Here is a 22,058-nt window from a genome sequence, read left to right as displayed (position 1 = left end):
GACTCTGTTATAGCCACTCGTTGGCGGCCAGCGCCGCGGCCAGCACCTCGGCCAGGTGTTGGTGGCCCGCGCCGGTGGGATGGATGTCGTCTTGAAATAGCTCGGGGTGCACGCCGAATGCGCCACTGATGTCGAGGAACTCCACGCCCGCGACGGCAGCGTGCTTTTCCATCCGCGCCGCGTACGACCCATTGACCGGACCACCCTCCCGACGCAATTCGGGCACGAGCACGAGGCGAAACCCGTGTTCTTGCGCGGCCGTCGCCATGCGGTCAAGAATTTCGTCGCTGTTGGGCGGCAGTTCCATGTCCTGCGGGGCGGGTTCGACGCCCGCCGGATAACGCTGCCGCCAGGATAGAATGCGGTTGCGTAGCCATCGGTAGCCGCCGAGGCGCTCCAGCGCCGTACCGATGCGCAAAAGCCACGGGTGGGCGGTGCCGTGCGCGATCGCCCAACGTAGGCAGGCGGGGTTCCGGCAACTCGAGGCCTGTTTGATCGCCGCCGCGTGCTGGTAGTAACGCTTGACGGAATTGCCCGTCCCCTCGTTTTTTCCGTAGTAAAACAACACGAGGTCGGGGCGGGTGTGCGCGAGCACCTCGGTCAGCAAGATCATCAACTGAAACGAGTGGTGGCCGGTCAGTCCGGCGTTGATGACCTCGAAAGAGCGTCCGCCCGATCGAGCCAGGATCTGCTCCAGCAGGGCGGGGTAGGCGGGCACGCGCGCGGGCAAACCCGATCCGAAGGTGCTGGAGGATCCCAGCGCGACCAGCCGCGTCGCGCCTCGCTTTTCGGTCCGTACGGTGCGGCCGCGGAACGTCCGGAATTTCAATCCGGCCTGGTTGTTGAGCAGGTCGGTGTGCGCGGCGATGTTCCAGGTTTGATCGGGCGGCGGCACCGGGTAGGCGTCCTCGTCGAACACGCCCCAGTCGAACCCGGCCGAAAGCCAAAGCAGCAGTCCGAGCGTGGCGGCGGTCAGAAGGATTTCGGCAAAACGCAGGCGGCGGCGAAACCACAAAAGCGCCGACCACGCGAGAAAAAACACAACAAGCAGGAACGTGTAGGCGGCGGCGTTCATTGCGGCTCATCCTCCAGCCGAATGAATCGGTCGGGCGGGGTATCCTCGATCGACACCGTGAAACCGTATCGCTCCAGGGTGTCAAGCATCGCTTCGTCGCAAGCTCGTTGCGCGTCGGGCGGCACATCGGCGCACATGTGCCCGAGGGGTGCGGTCCATTGACGGCGCAGCGTGAATTGCGTCTCGGCCTGTCCCACACCCACGCCGCGGTAAAAGGGCGTTGTGACGACGCGGCCGCCCGCCGCCGTGAAAAACGCGGCCAGCAGTGCGGCGGAGACCGATTCGTCAAGGCGCCGTTCGCCGACGAAGCGTCCCATGCCGATGGCCAGAGCAGCGTGCCCGTCCGGCGGCAAAGCGGCGATAAAGGAGGAGGCCCGCTCCAGGTGGGTGGTGAAGCGTGACGAAGTTCTCCCGCCCGCGGCCCAATCTATCGCCTCATCCGGAGACCCCAGGCCGATAACGTTGCGCATTAATTCATAGCCCATCCCTTGATACGCCGCCGCCGAGGGGCCGTTGACGGTCGCGGTCGACCGTCCGAGATAGTGATCGACTTCCGACAGAACCTGCCAGGCGTCGCCTTTTCGAAATCCGAAGACACGTTCGGTAACGCCGGCGGCCGTGCCTTCGCGCCAAGCGGTTTGCCAGGCGGGCGGCAGATCAAAGGATTCGAAGCCCAGCGGCTCGTAACCGTCGAATGCGGCGCGATGGGCCGCGTCGCGCAGCGCCCAGGTTTTCCACGGATCCGGAACCCGCTGCAGCACCGCCAATTTCTCCTCGGGCGTGTGGGCGCTCACGATATGCGCGGCCAGGCCCCGTTTGGTGTACAGCGGGTAAAAGTAGCCGCGCACGCCCCGCGCGTCGAAAAGTGTGGACGACCGAAACTCCGGCGTGTTGAATGCAGCCACGCTGGGCCGGGTTTGAATCGACGCCAACTGCAAGCCGAGCAGCACAACCAGCGCCAACGCCGCCCAGCGCGTGCGGGCCACAACCCGCCCCGGAATAATCAGCAATGCCACACCGGCTTGGACCAGGTAACGGGCATTGGCGGAATCGACGCCCCAGGCGTGCACGGCGCCGGCGGCAAGCCAGGCGGGCACGAAAAGCAACAGGAACAGGTCGATCGCCGTTGACGCTTCGATGGGTTTGGGCTTCAGCCGAATGAGATTGCCGAGCGCGGTCAGTATGTCGCGGCCGCGCAACACCGCCAGCGCCAGCCAAAACAAGGCCAGAACGACAGTCACTGCCACGGCGATCGGTTGCGTCGGCACGCGGCCGAAGACGGCGGGCAAACCCTGCGTGACGGTCGTGGTCAACCTCGTCAACAAGCCGCCGACGTCGCCGGGCAGGAACCCGTACGCGCTTCGCTCGACGCCGAGCCGCAACAACAGGAACAACGCCAGGCCGGGAGCGGCGAAGCACGTGAATAGGAAGACGCGCCGTTTATCCAGTAGGGCCAACGCCAAGACGGCGAGCACGGCGAGGGTCACAAGGTTTGACAGGATGCTGAACAACGCCAGGCCTGCCACCAGGCCGAAGAGCAGCGGTGCCCACCAGCGACGAGCGTCTTGCCAATAAGCCCACAGCAACGCGAGCAGCATCGCCGTCCACAATAATTGCTCCAAGTGGTTGGCGTCGAAATTGACGAAATTGGCCGCCATGAGGTCGGGCATGAGAACCAAGGCGGGCATCGCCCAAAGGGCCGCGGTCGGGCGGTCGTGCCGTCGAATCAGCGCCAAGATGATCGCGAGCGCCGCGAGGCAAATCAGAAAGGTCAAAGCGATCAGGCAAAGGTTTGTCTTGCCGAAGAGGGCGAACAGAGGCAGCGCCAGGAATCCTTTGACCAGCGTATACGCCGGGGCGTTGGCGTATTCGAGCACGCCGGTGACCAGTGTGCCGTCGAGAATATCCTTGGTGATATTGCCGGCGTCGACGTCCTCGTACCGCGGAAAGGTGAGTTGCGTCGGCAGGGGGCCGAGCGCGCGCACCATGACGAGCACTGCGAAGACGAACAACGCCGCCCACCACAGCGCGGGCCGCTCGGTAACCGCCTTGGGTCGATGTGATGTCGATGACGTGTTCATGGTTCATTGTAAAGAGTAGCACAATCAGGCGCGAGACCTCACCCGGATCCGCAGCCGCCGGCGTGAAATGAAAAGGCCCGGCCGAAGCCGGGCCCGCTGCGTCGTTCGAAGATTAGCTACCAGGAAGCGATGCCGCCGGGCGAGGAGCCGGAGGCGCTGATGTCGTAGCTCTGCAGGAAGGCGAAGGTATCGCCGTCGTAGACCTCGATTTCATTGACGAAACTCGTGTAGTTCTGGTTGGCGACGTACACGTTGGCGGTGTCATCGTGGACATGAATCGCCGAGAGCCAGGCACCCTCGTCACCCACGATGATCGGATCGTCCGGGCCGCGCAGTATGGCGTCGCCGTCGGCGGTGTCGATGGCGTACATGTTCACGCCGTCCAATACGAACAACACGTCGTTGAACCACGAAAGCGCCGCCCCGCCGGGCGAAGTTCCCAGGTCGAAGCTGGACACGACGGTGTCGGCGGCGGTGTCGATTTTGTTCACCGCGCCCAGCACGTCGACGTAGTTCCCGGTAGCCACGACGTACACGTTCGCCTCGTCCCAGGTCGCCACGATCGCCCCTGGGTTTTGCCCGGCCGCCAGCGTGATTTCGGTGACGCTTTCGGTGGCCAAATCGTAAACCGCCACGAAATCGCCGTAACTCGCGCCGTCGAAACCCGAGCAGCTAACGTAGATTTTACCCGCCGCGCCGACGAGATCGACGGGGACGCAACCGGCGGGAAGATCGACGTAATTCACCGTGCCGGTGGACGTGATCAGCGCGAGTTGGTCACTCAAGTTGCCCGCCGTATAGAACATGCCGTCGTAGGCGGTCGTCGCCCACGGGGAATCCATATCGAGCGTGACGGTCGTCGCGGCGCCGTCCACGGCATCGATGGCAACCAGTTTCTCCTCACCCACGATACCGGCGCCGAAATCGCCCGAATCGGTCACGTACAGTATGCCTTCGAGGGCGAAGATGCGGTTGGGCACCGCGGCGTACGCGCCGGCGGCGAAGGCGTCGACGGTGAAGGTTTGTGCGATGCGGTCGATGGTGTCGATCGTGCCGGTGAACAGGTCGAAGGCGAAGACGTCGGGCGCCACGTAAACCGGTGCGCTGGCTTCGGCATCGCCCAGCGTGGCGACCAGCGTGGTGACGCCGGAGCCGACGCCGGTAACCGATCCGCCGGCGACTGTGGCGACGGTTTCATCGGCCGTGGTCCAGACGATCTCGGCGGGATTCTGGGCGGTGGTATCGTCCGGATAGGTCACCAAGGCCACGAAGTTTTCACTCGCGCCCACCGGCAGCATTTCGGAGTCGGGGACCAGTTCGACAACGACGGCCGCAGTGTCGTCGTCACCGGTTGTGTCGTCGTCATCATCGATTGTGTCATCATCGGCGTCGTCAAGTGTGTCGTCGTCGTCACCAGATGTGTCGTTTTCATCGTTTTCGTCACATCCGATTACGGGCGCGAACATGATCGCCAGCAGCACAAGCAAGGCGATCAGGCGTACCCAACGATCCAACTGCTTGTTCATAATGTTCTCCTTTTGTTTTGGCAGTTGAACGATGGGCCGACCGGGTTTGGAGGATGGGTCAGGGCGGCGCGGCGGAAGCCTTGCCGGGACCTGGCTCTCTCCCTCGAAGAGCCGGTAGGCCGAAAGTCGACACGCTAGGTTTCCTGACTCGGGGCTGCGAGCGCGTCCCGCCGTCTTCCCAGGCTAAAGGCCCAGTGACATCGTGGCGGGAAACTCGCCCCTTACAGTGGCGGGGCCGTGCCGGCTTTTCACCGGCTTCCCTCATACGCGTCGTGCTACGAGAACATCGTGTATCACGCCGTTGCGGTCGTTTCAAGCTACCGCTAAGCCGACGCCAGAGGCGACCAGACACCGGTTTTTTGTCAAGAGTTGGGGCCAGGCACCAAGGGTGTTTTCCAATAAATCAAATAGTTACGAGAAAAACATGGGGACAGACCCCAACTTTTTGAGGCGCTTGGTTTACCGGTCCCTTGTCTTCAACACGCCCCTGCGGTAGAAACCGCGCAACAAAGGAGGCCGCGGTGAGCAAGTACACCTTCGACGAATGCGTGGCGATCGTGCGCCGCCTGCGCAGCCCGGACGGCTGCCCCTGGGATAACGAACAGACCATCGATTCGGTCCTGAAATACTTCTTGGAAGAAGCCTACGAGGCCCTGGACGCCGCCGACCGCCACGATTGGCCCGAGTTCGCCGAAGAGCTTGGCGACACCCTGTGGGAAATCCTCTTTTTGGCCCGCATGGCCGAGCAGGAAGGGCTCTTTTCCATCGACGACGTTCTGCAACTGCTGGGCGAAAAAATGGTGCGCCGCCACCCCCATATTTTCGGCGAGGAAAAACTGGAGAGCGCCGCCGAAGTCGTGGCGCAGTGGTCCGAGATCAAGAAACAGGAAAAGAAAAGCGAATCGACCGCCGGCGTCATCGCCAAGGTGCCCGCCGCGCTGCCGGCGATCTTGCGCGCCCACCGCATCAGTGAACGCGCCGCCAAGACCGGCTTCGACTGGGAAAACACCGCGCAAGTCTGGGAGAAAGTCGAAGAGGAAAAGCAGGAACTGGCCGAGGCCATGGCCGGCGGCGACCGTGAGGCCATCGAGCATGAACTGGGCGACATGATTTTCGCGCTGGTCAATCTCGGCCGGCACTTGGATATCAGCGCCGAAGACGCCACGCGGCGCGCCACGAGTCGGTTTATCGAACGCTTCGCGCTGGTCGAGCAAGGCTTGCTGGATCGGGGGGAGTCGTTCGCGGGCAAAAGCATCGACGAACTCGAACGCCTGTGGCAGGAAGCCAAGAAGCAAATCGGCTAACGGTTGTTCACTCATCCACAGAAGCAGGGGAAAAGTCTGTGGATAAGCAAGCGCACGGCGCGACCTCTGCAATGTTTTTCGCTGCGTTAGCACAAATTGCACAATTATGGTGCAGCCGTGCCCCTGGCGATCCGGCGCGTTACGATGGTTATATTGGACGGCAGAAGGCGCGAACGAATCACCCAAACGGGATGCGAACATGGGCATCTGGAAAAAACTATTCGGCGGCGACACGGAGTCGGACGTGTCGTTTGAGCAGATCACCGACGCCGACTTCAAGGCGCAATTGGCGGCCATCGACAAGCCCGTTATGCTGTTTTTGTGGAGCAACACCTGCCCCTATTGCCGCAAAATGGCCCACAACGTGCGCAGCGTGCTCGGGCGGCATCGAGACCGCATCGTGGGCCTGCATGCCAACGCGGGAGAGGTGCCGGCAATCGCGGGCGCCCTGGGCCTACGCGGCGTACCCGCCACGGCCTTTTTCCACCGCGGCAAGCTCGTGGAACTGGTCGGCGGTTTCCGCCCGGAGGATCATCTGGAAGCGGTGATCGCCACGCGTTTCGGCCTACCCCCCGCCACCGACTAGACCAAAGCCTTCCCCCCCCCGCCGCGCTTCTCCCCCTTGGCGATGAAGGGCCGGGCGCGTTACACTCGGTGCGGCCCGGGAGGTATCGCCATGCGTCAATTCGCAACCCTTTTTGTCGTGCTGATTTCCCTCGTCGTCGCCTGCGACACCCCGCTGGAAGACCCCGTCGGCGAGGACGCCTCGCTTTCCACGAAATTGGCGGCGGCGAAGGATGTAGCGCAAATCGAGCAGGTTCTGGACGCGGAATTTCGCGGACCGATCCGTCAGGCGGCGGCCGACATCGAGGCCGTCATCGACGACATGGAGCGCCCGGCGATTGCCAAGCACCGCCGTATCGCGCCGGTTCTGCATCGCATCGGGCCGCGTCTGGAGGCGCGGGCGACCGAAGCGCTGGCGGCGCTCGAGGGGCGCGATCTTGGGCCGCAGGGCGAAACGATTCGCGAGCTGCTCCACCACGCCAAGCTTTTGGGAGAGGGGTCGCGGAAATACCGGCCGCCCTATTGGAAGTTGGACGGCGTGCCGGTGGGCCTCGAACCGTACTATTTTGCGCCGGATGTGAGCGACACGGTCGTCGACCGTTTCTGGTTGTTCTACCACTGGATGGAAATCATGGGCGCGTTGTATGACGACGCCGACTACCAGTGGGTGTTCGCCGATTCGGGCCGCGCGAGTTTCATCGACGAGGAGGCCGGGGCCGCGGGCATCGATCAAGCCCACGATTGGCAGTTTGTCGCCCGTGATGTGTGGGACGACGAAGGGTTGTCCTGGAACGAGAAGCTCATGGCGACCAAGTACACCATGTGGCAAAACCCGGACTGGGGCGGCGGCAACCATTACATCGACGAGTGGTGGTCGTGGGAGGCCGGGTACAAAGAAGAAGACTGCGCCCTGTTTACCGGCAACAACATGGCGGCGCTGGCGGCGCTGTACGAAGTGACCCGCGATCCGCGTACGCTGGGCCGCCTGCAGGCGATGTCGGCGGCGTTTCGGCACTACGACCGCATCACGCGCGACGATCCCGACCCGCTGGCGTTGGAGGATCCGGACGGCCGCATCACGCGCGGCACGAAGACTCGTCAGCTTTACTACGAGGACGAGCAAAACCTGATGGAAATCGAGTTCGTCGGGGGGCAGTTCGTCTTTCACCACAACAATTCGGTGGTCGATCTCTATACCGGCCGTGAGCGCAAGAACGTGAGCCGCGACCAGTATTACGGCGCGTTGCTGGGGTATCGCGTGTTGTGGGAGGCGTTGACGGCGATCGACGACCGTACGGCGGCCGAGCAGGAATTGCTTGAGGACGTGGTGGAACACACGACGATGATCACCGACTACCTCTTTGGGCAGTCGAATCTGCATCCGGAGTGGGGCATCGAGTATATGTTCTACGCCCTGTTTGAGGGTTCGTGCGCGAATCCGCCGAATCTGAGCTTCATGGTGTATTTTGCGCACGGCGGCTTGGAAGAGATGACCGGCCAGACCTTCCATCAGTTCGACGCCCTTCACGATTTGGGGCATGCGCTGTTTGCCTTCGGCCGCGCGTTGGGGATTGTGGAAATCAGCGCCATGCTTTTTGAGCCGGCGCATACGAGCCTGACGGCGCTCAACCAGTACCTGACGGCGTTTTACCTCAGCGACGTGTCCATGGCCGACTGGCTGTTTTTGTGGCCGCCGGAGTTGATCGATTTGGAAGACGCGGGGCAGCGGCGTTTGTGGCGGCGGGTTATCGCGGCGTTTTACCGCAAGTACGGGCAGATCATCAGCCCGCAATACCTGGCGATCGCCCAAGAGGTGTTCGACCCGGTGCTCAATCCGGTGGAGACGCCGCAGCGTTTCTTCAACAGTTATCAGGGCGACTACGCCAAAATCGAGCCGGCGCACGTCGCGCTCGAAAACTATCTGCTGCCCTTCGGGTTGATCGTCAGCCGGGCCGCCAACCGCGAGGATTGGGCCACCGCGTTTGACGAACGCTACCAGGCGTTGCACAACGCGGGCGACATCAATTTCGACGACACTGATTTGCCGCACTGAATGCGGAACCGGCAGCGCCGGCCATGTGAAGGGAGTCGCATTGTCTTATCCGGAAAGTGAAAACAAGAAGCAAGGGAAGTGGGGCGGTCCGTTTCCGTGGTCACTGGACGAGATTCGGCAGTACGTCGCCGACAACACGCGGCACCTCGAGGTGAAAGGGCACTACGTGATGCGGGCGTTCGTGGCAGCGTTTTCCTGGTTTTTTCAGAAGCTGTCGTGGAACGCGGCCGACAAGATCGGCGGCGGAATCGGTTGGCTGATCTACGCGTTGCGCATTCGCCGTCACGTGGCCATGACGAACCTGGACATCGCCTTCGGCGACACCAAGACGCGGGAAGAGAAGTTGGCGATTCTCAAGGAGTCGGTGAAGAACGTCGGCCGGAACGTCGCCGCTTATTTGCGCGCGCCGGCATTGGACGAGAAATTCTGGTTGGAAGATTTTACGACCGACGGCCTCGACCGCCTGCGCGAAGCCTACAACATGGGCAAGGGCATGATGTTTGTCGGCGCCCATATCGGCGTATGGGAGTTCGCGGCCGGGCGCGTGGGCTGGGCGGGCTATCCGATCGCCTTGATCGCCAAAAAGCAGTCGGATCCGGTTAGCGACAAGATGTTGGTCGACGCCCGGGTCGGCATGCTTTTGGGCACGATCCCCGCCGCCAAATCGATGGACCGCATTATGTGGGGCGTTGAGCAGGGCGAGGGCGTGATCAGCGCGATCGACCAGAACATGAGAAAAAGTCAGGGCATGTTTGTCGATTGGATGGGCCACGTCGCTTCGACTTTGCGTTCGCTGCCTTACATGGTGAAGAAAACCGGCGTGACGGTGCTGGCCGGGTGGGCGATACGCAAGGCGCCGGGGAAATTCCACCTGGAGATTTCCGAGATTATCCCCTGGGTGTCGCATCCGGAGGACGAGGAAGAGGAACTGAAAATCAATCTGCGTAACTACGCGGCGGTCATCGAGAAGGTGATTCGCGAGCACCCCGAACAATGGCTGTGGCTGCACCGGCGCTACAAGCGGCAGCCCGACGGGATGAAATCGCCTTACGAAAAATAAGCGAAGGTGACGCTACTCTATGGGCGGTGTTTTCGGCGACTTGTATCGTAGAGGCGAATGCGATGAGTCGAGGGGAAAAGATACTGCTGGGGGCGCTTTCCATTTGGCTGTTCATTTTTTTCTTCGGCATGTTTACGGTGATCGCGCTTGCCGCCGTCATAGCCCTAGCGCGGATACAAAAAGGGCGAGTCGCGACTTGTGTCGCCGACCCGCCCGGTCGATACAACGAAAACTAGAACAGCAGCGTAAACTCGCCCACGCCGGAAACCGGCAACCACGTGAATTCATGGTCGCTGAGCGGCATGTAGTATTCGGTTTTCACGTGAGCGCCCACGCCGGCCATGTCGGCAAACTTGTAAATGAAGCCCGCTGACAAGCCGCCGCCCACCGATGTCGTGTGTGCCTTGAACGATTCCAGGAAGGGAAGGTCAAGGTCGTCGGCCGTCACACCCGATTGGGCCAGCGAATTGTACTCGCCTTCCAGGACGGCTTCGCTGTACGTACCGGAGAGCGCGACGAAAGGACGCCATTTATCGGTCATGAAATAGACGCGCACATGCGGGCCGATGCCCCAGGCCGATAACGAACCTTGGTCGAACGACGCGAAATCGCTGACGTCCGGCATATCCTCGTCTTCTTTCCAAGACGTGGTGGTGTGAAACGCCTCCACACCCAACACGACCGGACCGATCCCCCCGCCGAGCATCAACGAAGTCACCAGTGACGGCGCTACCTTGATGTCGATTTCGGAGTCGAGGTCCTTGTGTTTGAACGTCGTCATGCCGTTGTACAATGTGCCGCCCAAGCGCACCGCGAAGTGGTGCCCCGCGTCGCCGGCCGAAGCTGCGGTGAACGTACCAATCACCAGTGTCACGGCAAACGCCACGGCCACTAGGCACGCCATTTTCCCCCTGCGAGACAAGATCATCAGTCCCTCCTACAATTGGTTCCGGAAGCCGTTGCCACCAGGACCGAACGAGAACAATTACAACCTATCGAGCCGATCGCCGGGACTCCACGTGACGTCTTCTCCTCGCCCGCGGCCAATCGGCGACGAGCACCCGCCCACTCCTCTTCAGGCAAATGCTTTCGGTCCTTTTACCGTTTCTTGCCCCTTCCGGCAAGGGGCGATTGCGTCGGTCTTCACCAAATTCGACTGCGGGATGAAGAGACGGCCATCACTGCGATTCATCGCCGCTCAATTGACGTCGATCGGGTCCGGCGTCGGCATAGGCGGCAGACTGCGAACATCGATTTCGCCGAAACGCTTCTCGTAGACTTGGATTTGCTTGTTAAGCAGCATCAACATACGTTTGGCGTTTTTCGGCGATATGATAATGCGGGTGGCGACTTTCGCCTTGGGTCGCCCGGGCTGGATGAACGCGAAATCCATCACAAATTCCGAATCGGAACTATTGACGATCGCCAGGTTGGCATAGGTGCCCGCACCCACGGTTTCGTCGACTTTGATTTCCAGTTTAATCGCTTTTTTCGGCGGTTTGGCTTCGTTCATCGTGGCCTCCTTGGGCGGTCAGAATGCGCGTCCGGACGCCGAGTGTCAACCGCTTGAAGGCCTTGGCGGGGGGTGATACAACGAGTCGCGTTCAACTTCCGGACAAGGAGCGACCCCATGCGTGATCTCGTATTGGCCATCGATCAGGGAACAACCGGGACGACCGTTTTGATCATCGATCCGGAACTTCGAGTCGTGAGCAAGGGCTACGTGGAGTTTCCACAACACTTTCCCAAACCGGGCTGGGTCGAACACGACGCCGAGGAAATTTGGGCCACCGTGGGACTCACGATCACCGAAGTGCTGGCCAAGGCGCAGGTGGGGCCCGAGCGCGTCGCGGCCATCGGCATCGCCAACCAGCGGGAAACCGTCGTGGCGTGGAACCGCCACACCGGCGCGCCCTATCACAACGCAATCGTGTGGCAGGATCGGCGCACCGCTGATATGTGCCGAGCCATGAAAGAGCGCGGTCTGGAAGACATTTTCCAGCAATCGACCGGGTTGCTGCTGGACCCGTATTTTTCGGGAACCAAGGTGGCGTGGCTGCTGCAAAACGTCGACGAATTCGCCGCCGCGGCGCAAAAAGGCGACGCGGCCATCGGCACCATCGATACCTTCCTCACCTGGAGGCTGACCGGCGGCGACGCGCACGTCACCGACGTGTCCAACGGCAGCCGGACGTTGTTGATGAACATCCACGAGTTGGCCTGGGACGAGGAACTGCTCGATATTCTGGAAGTGCCGGCCTCGGTGCTGCCGGACATTCGCAGCAACAGCGAACAGTACGGCGTCACCAAGGGCCTCGACTTTCTGCCCGACGGCATCCCGGTGGCGGGGATGGCGGGCGACCAGCAGGCCGCGCTGTTCGGCCAGGCGTGCTTTGAGCCGGGCATGGTCAAGTGCACGTACGGCACGGGCTCGTTCATGTTGTGGAACACCGGCTCGCAGCCGGTTCCCAGCACCAACCGCCTGCTGACGACGGTCGGCTGGAAGCTTGGCGACGATGTGGTGTATGCGCTCGAAGGGTCGTGCTTCATCAGCGGGGCGGCCGTGCAGTGGTTGCGCGACGGCATGAAGCTCGTCGAACGCAGCTCGGATATCGAAACGCTTGCCGCGCAAGTCGAGGATACCGGCGGCGTGGTCTTCGTTCCGGCGCTGGTGGGATTGGGCGCGCCGCACTGGAACGCCGAAGCCAAGGGCGTGATCTGGGGCATCACGCGCGGTACGACGCGGGCGCACCTGGCGCGGGCCACGTTGGAAGCGATTGCGCTGCAAAACTTCGACGTGCTCAAAGCGATGGAAGCCGACGCGGGCAGCAAGCTCGAACTGCTGCGGGTGGACGGCGGCGCTTCGGCGAACAACTTGTTGATGCAATTCCAAGCCGACGTGCTGGGCTGCGACATCAGTCGTCCGACGATGGTGGAAACCACCGCGCTGGGCTCGGCGCTACTGGCCGGATTAGCCGTCGGCGTTTGGAAAGACAAGAGCGAAGTCACCGAGCGGTGGCGCGAAGATCGCCGTTTCACGCCGCAGATGCCGGCGGAGAAAATCGACGAGCACCTCCGGTTGTGGAACGAGGCGCTCGGCCGCGTCTAATCGCGGAACTCAAGTTCGGTTCGTTTGGTTACCGATGTACTGAATAACAAGTGCAACGACGAGGGCCGATGTGCGTTCGACGACTTTCCTACTTTTGCCTGCCGCAACGTCAGCATGCGATTAAACGGCAAACGGCGACCCGAGGGGCCGCCGCCGCAACGAACACGCGAGAACGCGTTTATTCTTTTGGTTCTTCTTTGGTCTCGACTTTGGCCTCGACTTTGGCCTCGACCTTGACTTCGGCCGGGGTTTCTTTCTTCTCGTCTTCAGGCTTGTCGCCGTCGGTCAGGATGCCGTCTTTGGTCGCTTCCTTGAACTCGCGGATACCTTTTCCGAGCCCGCGGCCTACTTCCGGAAGCTTGCCGACACCAAAGATGATCAAGACGATCACCAGGATAATGATCAACTCCCAGGGGCCGAGTCCGCCGAAAAACATGAGTCTCTCCTACTTGAAATACGGAGTGACGATCTGCCATCCCATCAGTTCATCCAAGGTGGCGAAGCCCAAAAACACGACGTAAGCGAACAATAGCGCCAACATCGCGTCCGGGATCCACTTTCGCCACGTTTCCAGCATTTATGCACTCCTTTGATTGTCCGCCGATTCCGTTTAGCATAACTTAGTACCGCTGGCAACGAGCGCGGCAAAGGTGCCGGGAGAAGAATGGGCCGAAACACGACGTCGATTTTGAACTTGCATTCAGTTTTCATAATCATTTATAAACAAACGACGTTTTCCCGGCGATTTCCGGCAGACTCCGCCATTGGTTGAACACTCGGCAGTCGTCGTTTGGAAAGGATGTTTGATGAAACGCCACTCTCTGTTGTTTGTAGTCTTCGTTGTGTTCTTCCTTAGTGCAGGCAGTGTTGCCTGGGCCGCCAACGGCCTGGAACAAACAGCCGTCGGAGCACGCAGCGCCGGCATGGGCGGCGCGGACCTGGCTATCGCCACCGACGCCATGGCGATTTGGAGCAACCCCGCCGGGTTGATTCAACTCACCGGCCACCGCATTGACTTCGGCAGTGGCTTGCTCATTCCGCAGCAGCATTTCGAAAACAACTTGAATGACGTGGACGGACAAGCCGATTATCTCCCGTCCCCGCATATTGCCTACGGCTTCAAACCCGCCGATTTCATCGCGGTCGGTTTCGGCGTTTCGGCCGACGGGGGCTCCGGCGCGTCCAATTTCAAAATGGACCACGCGCTGCTGGGAAGCGATCTCCATTACTTCTCACGCATCGAAACGCTCAAGTTCGCCGGCGCCGTAGCCTGGGCGCCGCACCCGACGATCGCGGTTTCCCTCTCGCCACAGTTACTGCTGGCGCGCATGAATTACGAAATGCCCTACACGCGGCCGACCGAATGGCTCCACGGCGACGCCAACCCGTCCAGCAACCGCGAGTTCGGCGAAATCTTAAGCGACCCGTACGAAGAGCACGGGCTCGAGTACGACGAAGTCACCTTCAAACTCAAGATGCAGGAAGCTTCGGCCTACGGCGTGGGCGCCCGCGTCGGCGCCTTGTGGATGCCGCACGAGATCGTGCACGTCGGCTTGATGTACCAGATGCAAATCAATATGGAATACCGCGGCCACGCCCGCGTCGATTTCAAACCTCAATTCGATGACGCTCAGCAGCGCCTGGCCGACTATTACACCACGCAGGGCATTTCGCCCGAGCAGGCCGCCGAGGCGGCGCGGACGCAGTTCGTGTTCTGGGGCATCGAAGATCCCGACCTCGAGTCGAACTACGATTCCCGAGTCGAACTCAACCGGCCCCGCCAGGCGGGACTCGGCGTGGCGATTCGCCCGACTGCGTCGCTGCTTATCGGGCTGGACGCGAAGTGGATCAACTGGTCCAAGACGATGGATAAAGTGAAGGTCATCGTGAAACGCGCCAACAACCGCAACGCGGCATTCATCCTGGGCAGCGACCAAAAGAAACTGCCGCTGGAAACCAAGTGGAGCGATCAATTGGTCGCCGCTGCGGGCCTGCAGTACGACGTCATCACACCGCTGTCGCTGCGCGTCGGGTACAACTACAGCAACAACCCGGTGCCCGAAGACCGCGCCCTGCCGGTTTTTCCCGGTCTGCTGGAGCACCACGTAACCGGCGGCATCGGCTATCGTTACGGTATCTTTGAGGCCAACGCGGCCTACGAATACGGCGTGCCCAACACCTCCGAAGCGCCCAGCAGCCACATGCTGGCCGACGAATACAACAGCGCCACATTCACCCAAGGGTCGCACAACACACAGTTGACCTTCTCGTTCCTGTTCTAACCGGACAAGGTCCGGTGCTAAAACCGCGTGCATCCTGCGACGTCGTTGTCACCGCGACCGGCGTCTTCGCCGCCTTTGCGAGCCCCAGGCGGTGCCTGGACCCAAAACCGGGTGCATCCTGCGACGTCGTTGTCACCGCGACCGGCGTCTTCGCCGCCTTTGCGAGCCTCGCACAAAAAACGTAGGAGCGACTTCAGTCGCGATCCAGGCAAGGTCCGGTACTGAAAACGCCGGGGTGCCATAGTCTCACCGCCATCGGCGGGGAGGCTGTGCAGTCCGACATCGTTGTCACCGCGACGGCGCGCGGTCCATCGTCCAACCCAACCCCGGTTGCGCCAACGGCCGCCTTCCGGCATTGTGTGCCGCCGCCCCACATGGATGCGGGGTCAACATAAAACTCGTATCCCGATACAACGATGCGGGAATCAGAGAAAAGCCGCGACTTTTTCCGGATGGGTCTTCCAGGAAATTCGCCGATGAGAAACCGAGAAAGGCACAACAATGACTTGGCACAAAACCACGTTACTTCTTCTGACACTTGTTCTTTTTGCCGCGGGATTGGTTTTATCCGCCTGCGACGACGGATGCGATGGTGAGGAGTGCGACTGCAATTGTGATGACGACGCGGTCGATGACGACGATGCCGCCGCCGACGATGACGACAATTCGTACAACTCGTGCGACACCAACCAGGAATGCCTCGACTGGTACAACTCCTGCTGGGGCGCGGATCAAGCCACCTTTGCGCAAGATTTCTGCAATACGTACATGACACTATTCGACCAATATTGGGACAGCACCAACCCATGCGTGAAAAACGCCCAGTGCGAGTTCTTCGGCTGCCTGCAGGTCAACGTCACCGACTGCCTCGGCACCGACCCAACCGCGTTGCAAGGCGAAATCGACGCCTGCTGGATGGTCTACGAAGCGACCGCCAACGCCTGCCCCTAAGGAGATTGGGAAAACGGGGACATGTACTTGTTGCGTGTCCCGTTTTTACCCTAGCGTGAGGGCGCTACTACGCTCCTCGCTTAGCGATTTCAAAAAAAAGGCAAACGAAAAGCGGCAAGTGGAGTGCTGAACCACGCCATGTCGCAATAAGCACGGAGTATTACTTCTTGACTTAATAATGTGCATATGCACAATAAGGGCCGGAGGTAAGAGATGAGCCCACGTCCCCGCAAGCATCGCCGATGTCGCTGGCTGAGCGGCGAGCGCGTCTACAAACCGATGGGCGTACCGGCCGGTGGTTTGCCGATCGTTCGCTTTACGCCCGATGAGTTGGAGGCGCTGCGTCTCTGCGATGTCGAGGGCCTGACCCAGGAAGAGGCCGGCGAGCGCATGGGCGTTAGTCGCGGCAGCATTCAACGCACCGTGAAAGACGCCAGGCGCAAGCTCGTACAAAGCCTGGTGGAAGGAGCGATATTCGTGTTTCCAATTGAACCGATGGATGAGGCGGATCCGCAAGCGTTTCCGGAACCGACGCAACAATTTCGCGGGCAGGGCGCCGGTCAAGGCGGCGGTCGCGGACAGGGCGGCGGTCGCGGACAAGGCGGTGGTCGCGGACAAGGCGGCGGTCGCGGACAAGGCGGCGGTCGCGGACAAGGTGGCGATCGCGGACAAGGTGGCGATCGCTAAAGGCTGAAAAACAGGAATAAAACCGACTAAGGAGGTAGGATATGCCCGGCTTTGACGGTACTGGACCACAAGCGTATGGTCCGATGACCGGACGCGGATTAGGTAACTGCCGAGGTGGCGATACACGTTCATTCAGCGGTGGCCAGGGTCGCGGTTTCGGTCGCGGAATGGGTCGCGGAATGGGTCGCGGTGCGGCGAGGAGCGTACCTTACGGCGTCGTTCCCGCTGAGCCGACACCGGCCATAGACGAAGCTGCTTGGCTGCGTCAGGAACGTGAAGCGCTCGAGAGAAGTTTAGCCGATGTGAGAGCACGGCTCTCCGAGCTTGATGCGCAAGGTGCCGAATAACCGAATTCGTTCGAGGTCTTCATGATTGTCACCATCGCCTCCGGCAAGGGCGGCACCGGCAAGACGACGCTCGCCACCGGGCTGGCCGCTTTGCTGGGGGGCGGGGTCACCTTCGCCGACGCCGACGTCGAGGCCCCGAACGGTCATTTGTTTTTGCATCCGGAAGTAAGCGAGACGCGGCCTCTGCGGGTGCCGGTCGTTCGGGTGGACGAGCAAGTGTGCACGTACTGCGGCATTTGTCGCGATCGTTGCCGCTTCAACGCCATCGCCGTGCTGCCCAAGTCGGTCATCGTGTTTGACGAATTGTGCAAGGGATGCGGCGGTTGTCTGTTGGCTTGTCCCGAACACGCCATCTACGAAGAGAAGCGCCCCGTGGGAGAATTGCTGTTCGGCCACGCCGGTGACGTGCGTTTCGTGGGCGGCCGCCTGAACGTCGGCGAAGCAATGAGCCCGCCCTTGATCGACGCGGTGCGCGCCGCCACGGCGGCCGATGAGACGGTTATCGTCGACGCGCCGCCGGGTACGTCGTGTTCGGTGGTGGCGGCCACGCGCGACAGCGATTTCTGCATCTTGGTGACCGAGCCCACGCCCTTCGGTTTGCATGATCTGAAACTCGCCGTGACCTTGGTTCGCCGTTTGCGTCTGCCTTTCGGCGTGGTGATCAACCGCGTGGGCATCGGCGACGAACGCGTGCACGATTATTGTCGCAAGGAAGGCATCGATTTGCTTGGCGAGATCAACGACGACCGGCGCATCGCGGTCGCCTATGCTCGCGGCGAAGTGCCCTCCGTGGCCATTCCCGAGGTCGGGGAAACGGTTCGCGGAATATGGGAAGCGGTGATGGAGAAAGTCGGAGGTGAGCGATGAAACAGGTCGCGATCCTCAGCGGGAAGGGCGGCACGGGCAAAACGACGTTGACGGCTTCGTTTGCGGCGTTGGCCAAGCGGCCGGTCGTGGCCGATTGCGACGTGGAAGCGGCCGATTTGGCTTTGCTGATACCGCCGACGAACAAAAAGGTGAACGAGTTTCACGCCGGTTTCAAGGCGATCGTTAATCGAGCCGCGTGCACGCGTTGCGGGGTATGTGTCGGCGTTTGTCGTTTCAACGCGATTTCGCCGGACATCGTTATCGATCCGCTGCGTTGCGAAGGCTGCGGCGTGTGCGTCGATTACTGCCCCGAGCACGCGATCTTCGAAGACGAGCAGTTGGCGGGGCATTGGTACGAAGCCGACACGGAGTTCGGCCCCATGCTGTATGCGCAAATCGACGCCGGGCAGGAGAATTCCGGCAAGCTCGTGGCGCAGGTGCGCAAACGCGCGCTGGAAAGGGCCGAAGAGGGCGGGCACGAGATCGTGCTCATCGACGGCCCCCCGGGTATCGGTTGTCCGGTAATTTCGGCGTTGACCGGAGTGGATTTGGTCGTGTTGGTCACCGAGCCTTCGCCTTCGGGCTTGCACGACTTGGACCGCGTTCTGGAACTGACCCGCCATTTCAAGATCCCCGCGCTCGTCGTGCTCAACAAGGCCGACTTGGCGCTGGACTATGCCGCGCACATGGTCGAATGTATCGAAGCAAACGGTGCCCGGCTGATCGGCCGTCTGCCGTATGACCAAAGCGCGTTGGAGGCCGTCGCCGCTGCCGAACCGGTCGTGCGGCACGGCACCGGTCCCCTGACAACCGCCATTGAAGACGTGTGGAAAGTGATCGAAGAGGAACTTACCACTGCCAATTGAAGGAGAGAAAGCGATGAAAATTGCCATCACATGTTCCGGCAACAATTTGGACGCGCCGGTGGACCCCCGGTTCGGGCGCGCGTCGTCGTTTATAATTTATGAGGACGAAACCGGAGAATTCGAACTCGTGTCCAACGAGCAAAATTTACAGGCGTCACAAGGCGCCGGCGTGCAGGCGGGGCAAAACATCGTCGCAACCGGCGCTCAGGCACTGATCAGCGGCCACGTGGGGCCCAAGGCCTATCACGTGTTGAAGACTGCCGGTGTTTCTATTTATCTATCCGAAGCCGGAACGGTGCGCGAAGCGATTGACGCCTTGCGTGCCGGCCGGTTACAGCAAGCACAGGGCGCCGACCGCCCCGGTCACTGGGGCTAAGTCGCGCAGGAGGATTATTTCGTGTCACAGCAACAACCGAACGGGCCGAACATGGAAGCCCGGCAACAGGAAGATCAACGTATTCAGGAGTCGTTAGGTAAAATTAAGCACACGATTCTCGTGATGAGCGGGAAAGGCGGAGTGGGCAAGTCGACGGTGGCAGTCAACCTGGCCGTGGCGCTGCAGCACGCAGGCCAGAAGGTGGGGCTGATGGACGTGGATTTACACGGGCCCACCGTGCCGGTTTTACTGGGGTTAACTAAAGCCCGGCCCGCCGTGCTGGGGGATAAACTCATTCCGATGGCCCACACGTCGGGCCTCGCGATGGTGTCGATAGGTAACCTGCTGGACATCGACGACCGCGCGGTGATCTGGCGCGGGCCGAAAAAGATCGGCGCCATTCGGCAGTTTATCGGCGACGTGGAGTGGGGCGAACTCGACTACCTGATCATTGATTCCCCTCCGGGAACCGGCGACGAACCGCTGACGATCGCGCAGACGATCCCTCACGCTCAGGCGTTGATTGTCACGACGCCGCAGGAAGTCAGCTTGGCCGACGTGCGCAAGTCCATCAATTTCTGCCAGACCGTCGAGATGCCCATTTTGGGGATTATCGAAAACATGAGCGGCTTCCTGTGTCCATCCTGCGGCCACGTGGAACCCATTTTCGGCGCGGGCGGCGGCGGCGAACTGGCGCGTAAGCTACAGTTGCGTTTTCTGGGCGCTGTGCCGATCGATCCAAACATCGTGCGCGGCGGCGATAAAGGACTCGTGTTCGTGGAAGAAGCCGACGGCTCTTCAGCGGCGCACGCTTTCACGGCGATCATTGCGGAAGTCCAACAGAATATTGGCGAGCCCGCGGCCCCGGCCGGTGGGGAAACCAAGGCTGACGCCGAGCCCGAACCCACAGACGCGGCTCCCACAGACGCGGCTCCCACAGACGCGGCTCCCGCAGCGGGCGAGGTGGTCGTGGTTGTACCGACGCACGGCGGCAGTTTGACGAATCACTTCGGTCACGCCGACGCGATGACGTTTTTCACGGTGAGGGACGGCGCGATCGTCGATGAAAAGGTTTTAACGCCCCCCGATCACTCGCCCGGCGTGTTACCGCCGTGGGTGGCCGAGCAGGGCGGCACGGTAATCATCGCCGGCGGCATGGGCAGTCGAGCGCAGGAGATGTTCCGTAACAGCGGCGTGCAGGTCATGGTCGGTGCGCCGGCCATTGAGGCGCGGGCGGTTGTCGAACAATTCTTGAGCGGCACCCTGGCGACGGGATCCAACGTCTGCGATCACTAGGCGTTGCGTGATTAGAAGCGAGCGTGGGCGCGGCGTTTGGCGCGGCGGATGAGGTATTTGTTTTTCAAACGGCGGAAACCGATTTCGTTCGCCATTTCATCCGCCGAATAGAAGGTGCCCGAGATCCAGAGGCGTTTGAGGTAGGCGCCGGCCTCGCTGGTGGTGAACCAACTATCGCCGAATTCCCGGGTGAGTCGGTAATCCAGCATGGCCTCGAGATTCCAGGCGCGCACGTAGTCCACGCCTTGGAAATAGTTGTCGACATCGATGCCGTGCCGCTCGCCGTCGTTGGCGTCGAGTTTCAACCCGTAGGCGATGCCCATCCAGTGGCGATAGCGCGAGGCGGGGTCGGCGGCGCCGCGGTGCAACTCGAGTTCGTACAACACCTTGGCGCAGTAACGGCGCACCATCAGCAGGTGGCGATAGGCCGCGAGGCGCGTGTGGTCAGCCAGCGCTTCGCCGGCCAAGCCGAAGTGTCGTTCGGCGAATTGCGGATGGTCGATCAAGCCCGCAAACAAAAACGAAAACGCGTCGGCGACCGCGCTGTCACCCAGCAATTGAAATTCCCAAACCGGCGTTTTCGTGTTGCTGAAGTGTTGCGCGTGGCCCATTTCGTGCCACAGGCGACGGTAGGCCGCGACGCCTTCGACGGGCTTGTAGGACAAGCGCACGTCGGTCGGCACGACGACGGGGAAGCAAGCGGTTTGCGGGCTCTTGTTGGGGCGTTCGGCGTCGTCGATCTTGATGTGATTGAGCGTTAGGCCCATTTCCACGAGTGCGTTTTTCAACCGCGGCATTTGTTGATCGGCGGCGAAGCGGTCTTCGGTCACCGACACGGCGGCGAGTCGGGGCAGGTCGGCGCGACGCAGGCGGTCGATCGGCATGCCCAACGCGAACGACGCCGCCCATCCCTGCTCCCCCAGAAAATGGCGTTCGGTGCGGTCGAGCAGGCGTTGGCATTCCCGCGCGAACTGGTCGAGGTCGACGCCCCGCAATTGCTCGGAGAGTGACACCACATCGTCATAACCCAGCTCACGGGCCAGCCGATGCAGGCGTTCCTGCTTTTTCTTGAATTGCTGATTCGCCTCGCGCAGAATCGGCACCACCGCGTCGCTGATAGCCTGCCGGGCGGCGGGCTCCGCGGCGTCGATCAGCATCGCCCGCGCCTGCCAAAACGGAAATTCCTTGCCGTCGTAGGTGAAGTGCTTAGTCGCCAGGTACGCGTCGAGTTCGCCGTCGATTTTCATGACGCGCATATCCACCGCTTCACGCAGCACGTGATCGCGGAAAAACTCGATGGCCTTTTGAAAATTCGGGTCGTCGTGCACCTTGGCGAGGGCTTTGGACAGGAAGATGAGCGTGTCGAGGGAAAAGAGCTTCTCGTGGCCTTCGTAGGTCGCGGCGAAATCAACACGCTCGCCGGTCGTGCGCCGTTTCCACGACAGTTCCATTTGCGTTTGCATCAACCCGCGTGCTTTGTCACGCAGGCGTTTGAGGTGCGCGAGGTCTTCGTTGTTCAGCGAATGGCGGGCCGCGCCGGCCGGCCAGAACACCGCCGTCGCGAGCAAAACGACGAGAACAATCGCCGCGGCCATGGCGCGTTTGGTCGACACG

At 61.4% G+C, this 22,058-nt stretch carries 21 protein-coding genes and 1 riboswitch; of the genes, 13 read left to right on the top strand and 8 right to left on the bottom strand.

The genetic code is table 11. The features are described 5' to 3' along the window. Window positions 1-7 precede the first annotated feature (7 nt). The 3 genes from P9L99_13005 to P9L99_12995 form a co-directional block, all read right to left on the bottom strand. Window positions 8-1,075, bottom strand: coding sequence for an SGNH/GDSL hydrolase family protein (locus tag P9L99_13005; protein MDP8224275.1), 1,068 nt, complete (start codon window positions 1,073-1,075; stop codon window positions 8-10). After that, a complete protein-coding gene (locus tag P9L99_13000; GenBank protein ID MDP8224274.1) occupies window positions 1,072-3,156 on the bottom strand; it encodes a hypothetical protein in 2,085 nt (694 codons plus the stop codon). The genes P9L99_13005 and P9L99_13000 overlap by 4 nt, the downstream gene beginning before the upstream one ends. Window positions 3,157-3,272: 116 nt before the next feature. Continuing rightward, complete coding sequence (locus P9L99_12995; GenBank protein ID MDP8224273.1) at window positions 3,273-4,682, bottom strand: Ig-like domain-containing protein; 1,410 nt, start codon at window positions 4,680-4,682, stop codon at window positions 3,273-3,275. Between the two features lie 115 nt (window positions 4,683-4,797). Further along, window positions 4,798-4,988, bottom strand: a riboswitch (cobalamin riboswitch). Window positions 4,989-5,203: 215 nt separating this feature from the next. Between P9L99_12995 and mazG the strand changes: the two genes are divergently transcribed. From mazG to P9L99_12970, 5 genes are all read left to right on the top strand, one after another. Beyond that, window positions 5,204-5,986 carry a nucleoside triphosphate pyrophosphohydrolase gene (mazG, locus tag P9L99_12990; GenBank protein MDP8224272.1) on the top strand — a complete coding sequence of 261 codons (783 nt, stop codon included), beginning with the start codon at window positions 5,204-5,206 and terminating at the stop codon, window positions 5,984-5,986. Window positions 5,987-6,185: 199 nt separating this feature from the next. After that, complete coding sequence (locus tag P9L99_12985; protein ID MDP8224271.1) at window positions 6,186-6,572, top strand: thioredoxin family protein; 387 nt, start codon at window positions 6,186-6,188, stop codon at window positions 6,570-6,572. A gap of 90 nt (window positions 6,573-6,662) precedes the next feature. Further along, window positions 6,663-8,603 (top strand): hypothetical protein, encoded by a 1,941-nt coding sequence (locus P9L99_12980; GenBank protein ID MDP8224270.1) that lies wholly within the window; start codon window positions 6,663-6,665, stop codon window positions 8,601-8,603. 40 nt (window positions 8,604-8,643) lie between these two features. Then, window positions 8,644-9,663, top strand: coding sequence for a hypothetical protein (locus P9L99_12975; protein ID MDP8224269.1), 1,020 nt, complete (start codon window positions 8,644-8,646; stop codon window positions 9,661-9,663). Window positions 9,664-9,725: 62 nt separating this feature from the next. Next, a complete protein-coding gene (locus P9L99_12970; protein MDP8224268.1) occupies window positions 9,726-9,899 on the top strand; it encodes a hypothetical protein in 174 nt (57 codons plus the stop codon). On the opposite strand, the gene P9L99_12965 is transcribed toward P9L99_12970, so the two are convergent. Beyond that, a complete protein-coding gene (locus P9L99_12965) occupies window positions 9,896-10,591 on the bottom strand; it encodes a hypothetical protein (GenBank protein MDP8224267.1) in 696 nt (231 codons plus the stop codon). The two genes, P9L99_12970 and P9L99_12965, sit on opposite strands and share 4 nt — an antisense overlap. Window positions 10,592-10,861: 270 nt before the next feature. Beyond that, the gene (locus tag P9L99_12960) at window positions 10,862-11,176 is read right to left on the bottom strand and encodes a DUF3467 domain-containing protein (protein ID MDP8224266.1); all 315 of its coding nucleotides are present in this window, start codon (window positions 11,174-11,176) and stop codon (window positions 10,862-10,864) included. Between the two features lie 117 nt (window positions 11,177-11,293). Here P9L99_12960 and glpK point away from each other — a divergent pair, with 117 nt between their 5' ends. Next, window positions 11,294-12,772, top strand: coding sequence for a glycerol kinase GlpK (gene glpK / locus P9L99_12955; protein ID MDP8224265.1), 1,479 nt, complete (start codon window positions 11,294-11,296; stop codon window positions 12,770-12,772). Window positions 12,773-12,950: 178 nt separating this feature from the next. On the opposite strand, the gene tatA is transcribed toward glpK, so the two are convergent. Together tatA and P9L99_12945 are read right to left on the bottom strand one after the other, a co-directional pair. After that, window positions 12,951-13,208: a twin-arginine translocase TatA/TatE family subunit gene (gene tatA / locus P9L99_12950; GenBank protein MDP8224264.1), complete on the bottom strand. Its 258-nt coding sequence runs from the start codon at window positions 13,206-13,208 to the stop codon at window positions 12,951-12,953. Window positions 13,209-13,217: 9 nt separating this feature from the next. Then, window positions 13,218-13,349: a hypothetical protein gene (locus P9L99_12945; protein MDP8224263.1), complete on the bottom strand. Its 132-nt coding sequence runs from the start codon at window positions 13,347-13,349 to the stop codon at window positions 13,218-13,220. Window positions 13,350-13,578: 229 nt separating this feature from the next. Here P9L99_12945 and P9L99_12940 point away from each other — a divergent pair, with 229 nt between their 5' ends. From P9L99_12940 to P9L99_12910, 7 genes are all read left to right on the top strand, one after another. After that, a complete protein-coding gene (locus P9L99_12940; GenBank protein MDP8224262.1) occupies window positions 13,579-15,054 on the top strand; it encodes an outer membrane protein transport protein in 1,476 nt (491 codons plus the stop codon). Between the two features lie 501 nt (window positions 15,055-15,555). Beyond that, window positions 15,556-16,005 carry a hypothetical protein gene (locus P9L99_12935; protein ID MDP8224261.1) on the top strand — a complete coding sequence of 150 codons (450 nt, stop codon included), beginning with the start codon at window positions 15,556-15,558 and terminating at the stop codon, window positions 16,003-16,005. 213 nt (window positions 16,006-16,218) lie between these two features. Next, a complete protein-coding gene (locus P9L99_12930) occupies window positions 16,219-16,692 on the top strand; it encodes a DUF134 domain-containing protein (GenBank protein MDP8224260.1) in 474 nt (157 codons plus the stop codon). 368 nt (window positions 16,693-17,060) lie between these two features. Further along, complete coding sequence (locus P9L99_12925; protein MDP8224259.1) at window positions 17,061-17,906, top strand: ATP-binding protein; 846 nt, start codon at window positions 17,061-17,063, stop codon at window positions 17,904-17,906. Then, a complete protein-coding gene (locus P9L99_12920; protein ID MDP8224258.1) occupies window positions 17,903-18,772 on the top strand; it encodes an ATP-binding protein in 870 nt (289 codons plus the stop codon). The genes P9L99_12925 and P9L99_12920 overlap by 4 nt, the downstream gene beginning before the upstream one ends. 13 nt (window positions 18,773-18,785) lie before the next feature. After that, a complete protein-coding gene (locus tag P9L99_12915) occupies window positions 18,786-19,148 on the top strand; it encodes a NifB/NifX family molybdenum-iron cluster-binding protein (GenBank protein MDP8224257.1) in 363 nt (120 codons plus the stop codon). A 21-nt stretch (window positions 19,149-19,169) separates the two neighbouring features. Next, window positions 19,170-20,444, top strand: coding sequence for an iron-sulfur cluster carrier protein MrpORP (locus P9L99_12910; GenBank protein MDP8224256.1), 1,275 nt, complete (start codon window positions 19,170-19,172; stop codon window positions 20,442-20,444). 11 nt (window positions 20,445-20,455) lie between these two features. Here the strand turns inward: P9L99_12910 and P9L99_12905 are convergent, their stop codons facing one another. Continuing rightward, window positions 20,456-22,057, bottom strand: a complete 1,602-nt coding sequence (locus tag P9L99_12905; protein ID MDP8224255.1) for a hypothetical protein — start codon at window positions 22,055-22,057, stop codon at window positions 20,456-20,458. Between the last annotated feature and the right edge of the window lies 1 nt (window position 22,058).

Origin of the sequence: Candidatus Lernaella stagnicola (assembly GCA_030765525.1) — a bacterium.
GTDB lineage: Bacteria > Lernaellota > Lernaellaia > Lernaellales > Lernaellaceae > Lernaella > Lernaella stagnicola.
This window is presented reverse-complemented; position numbering and strand designations above follow the sequence as displayed.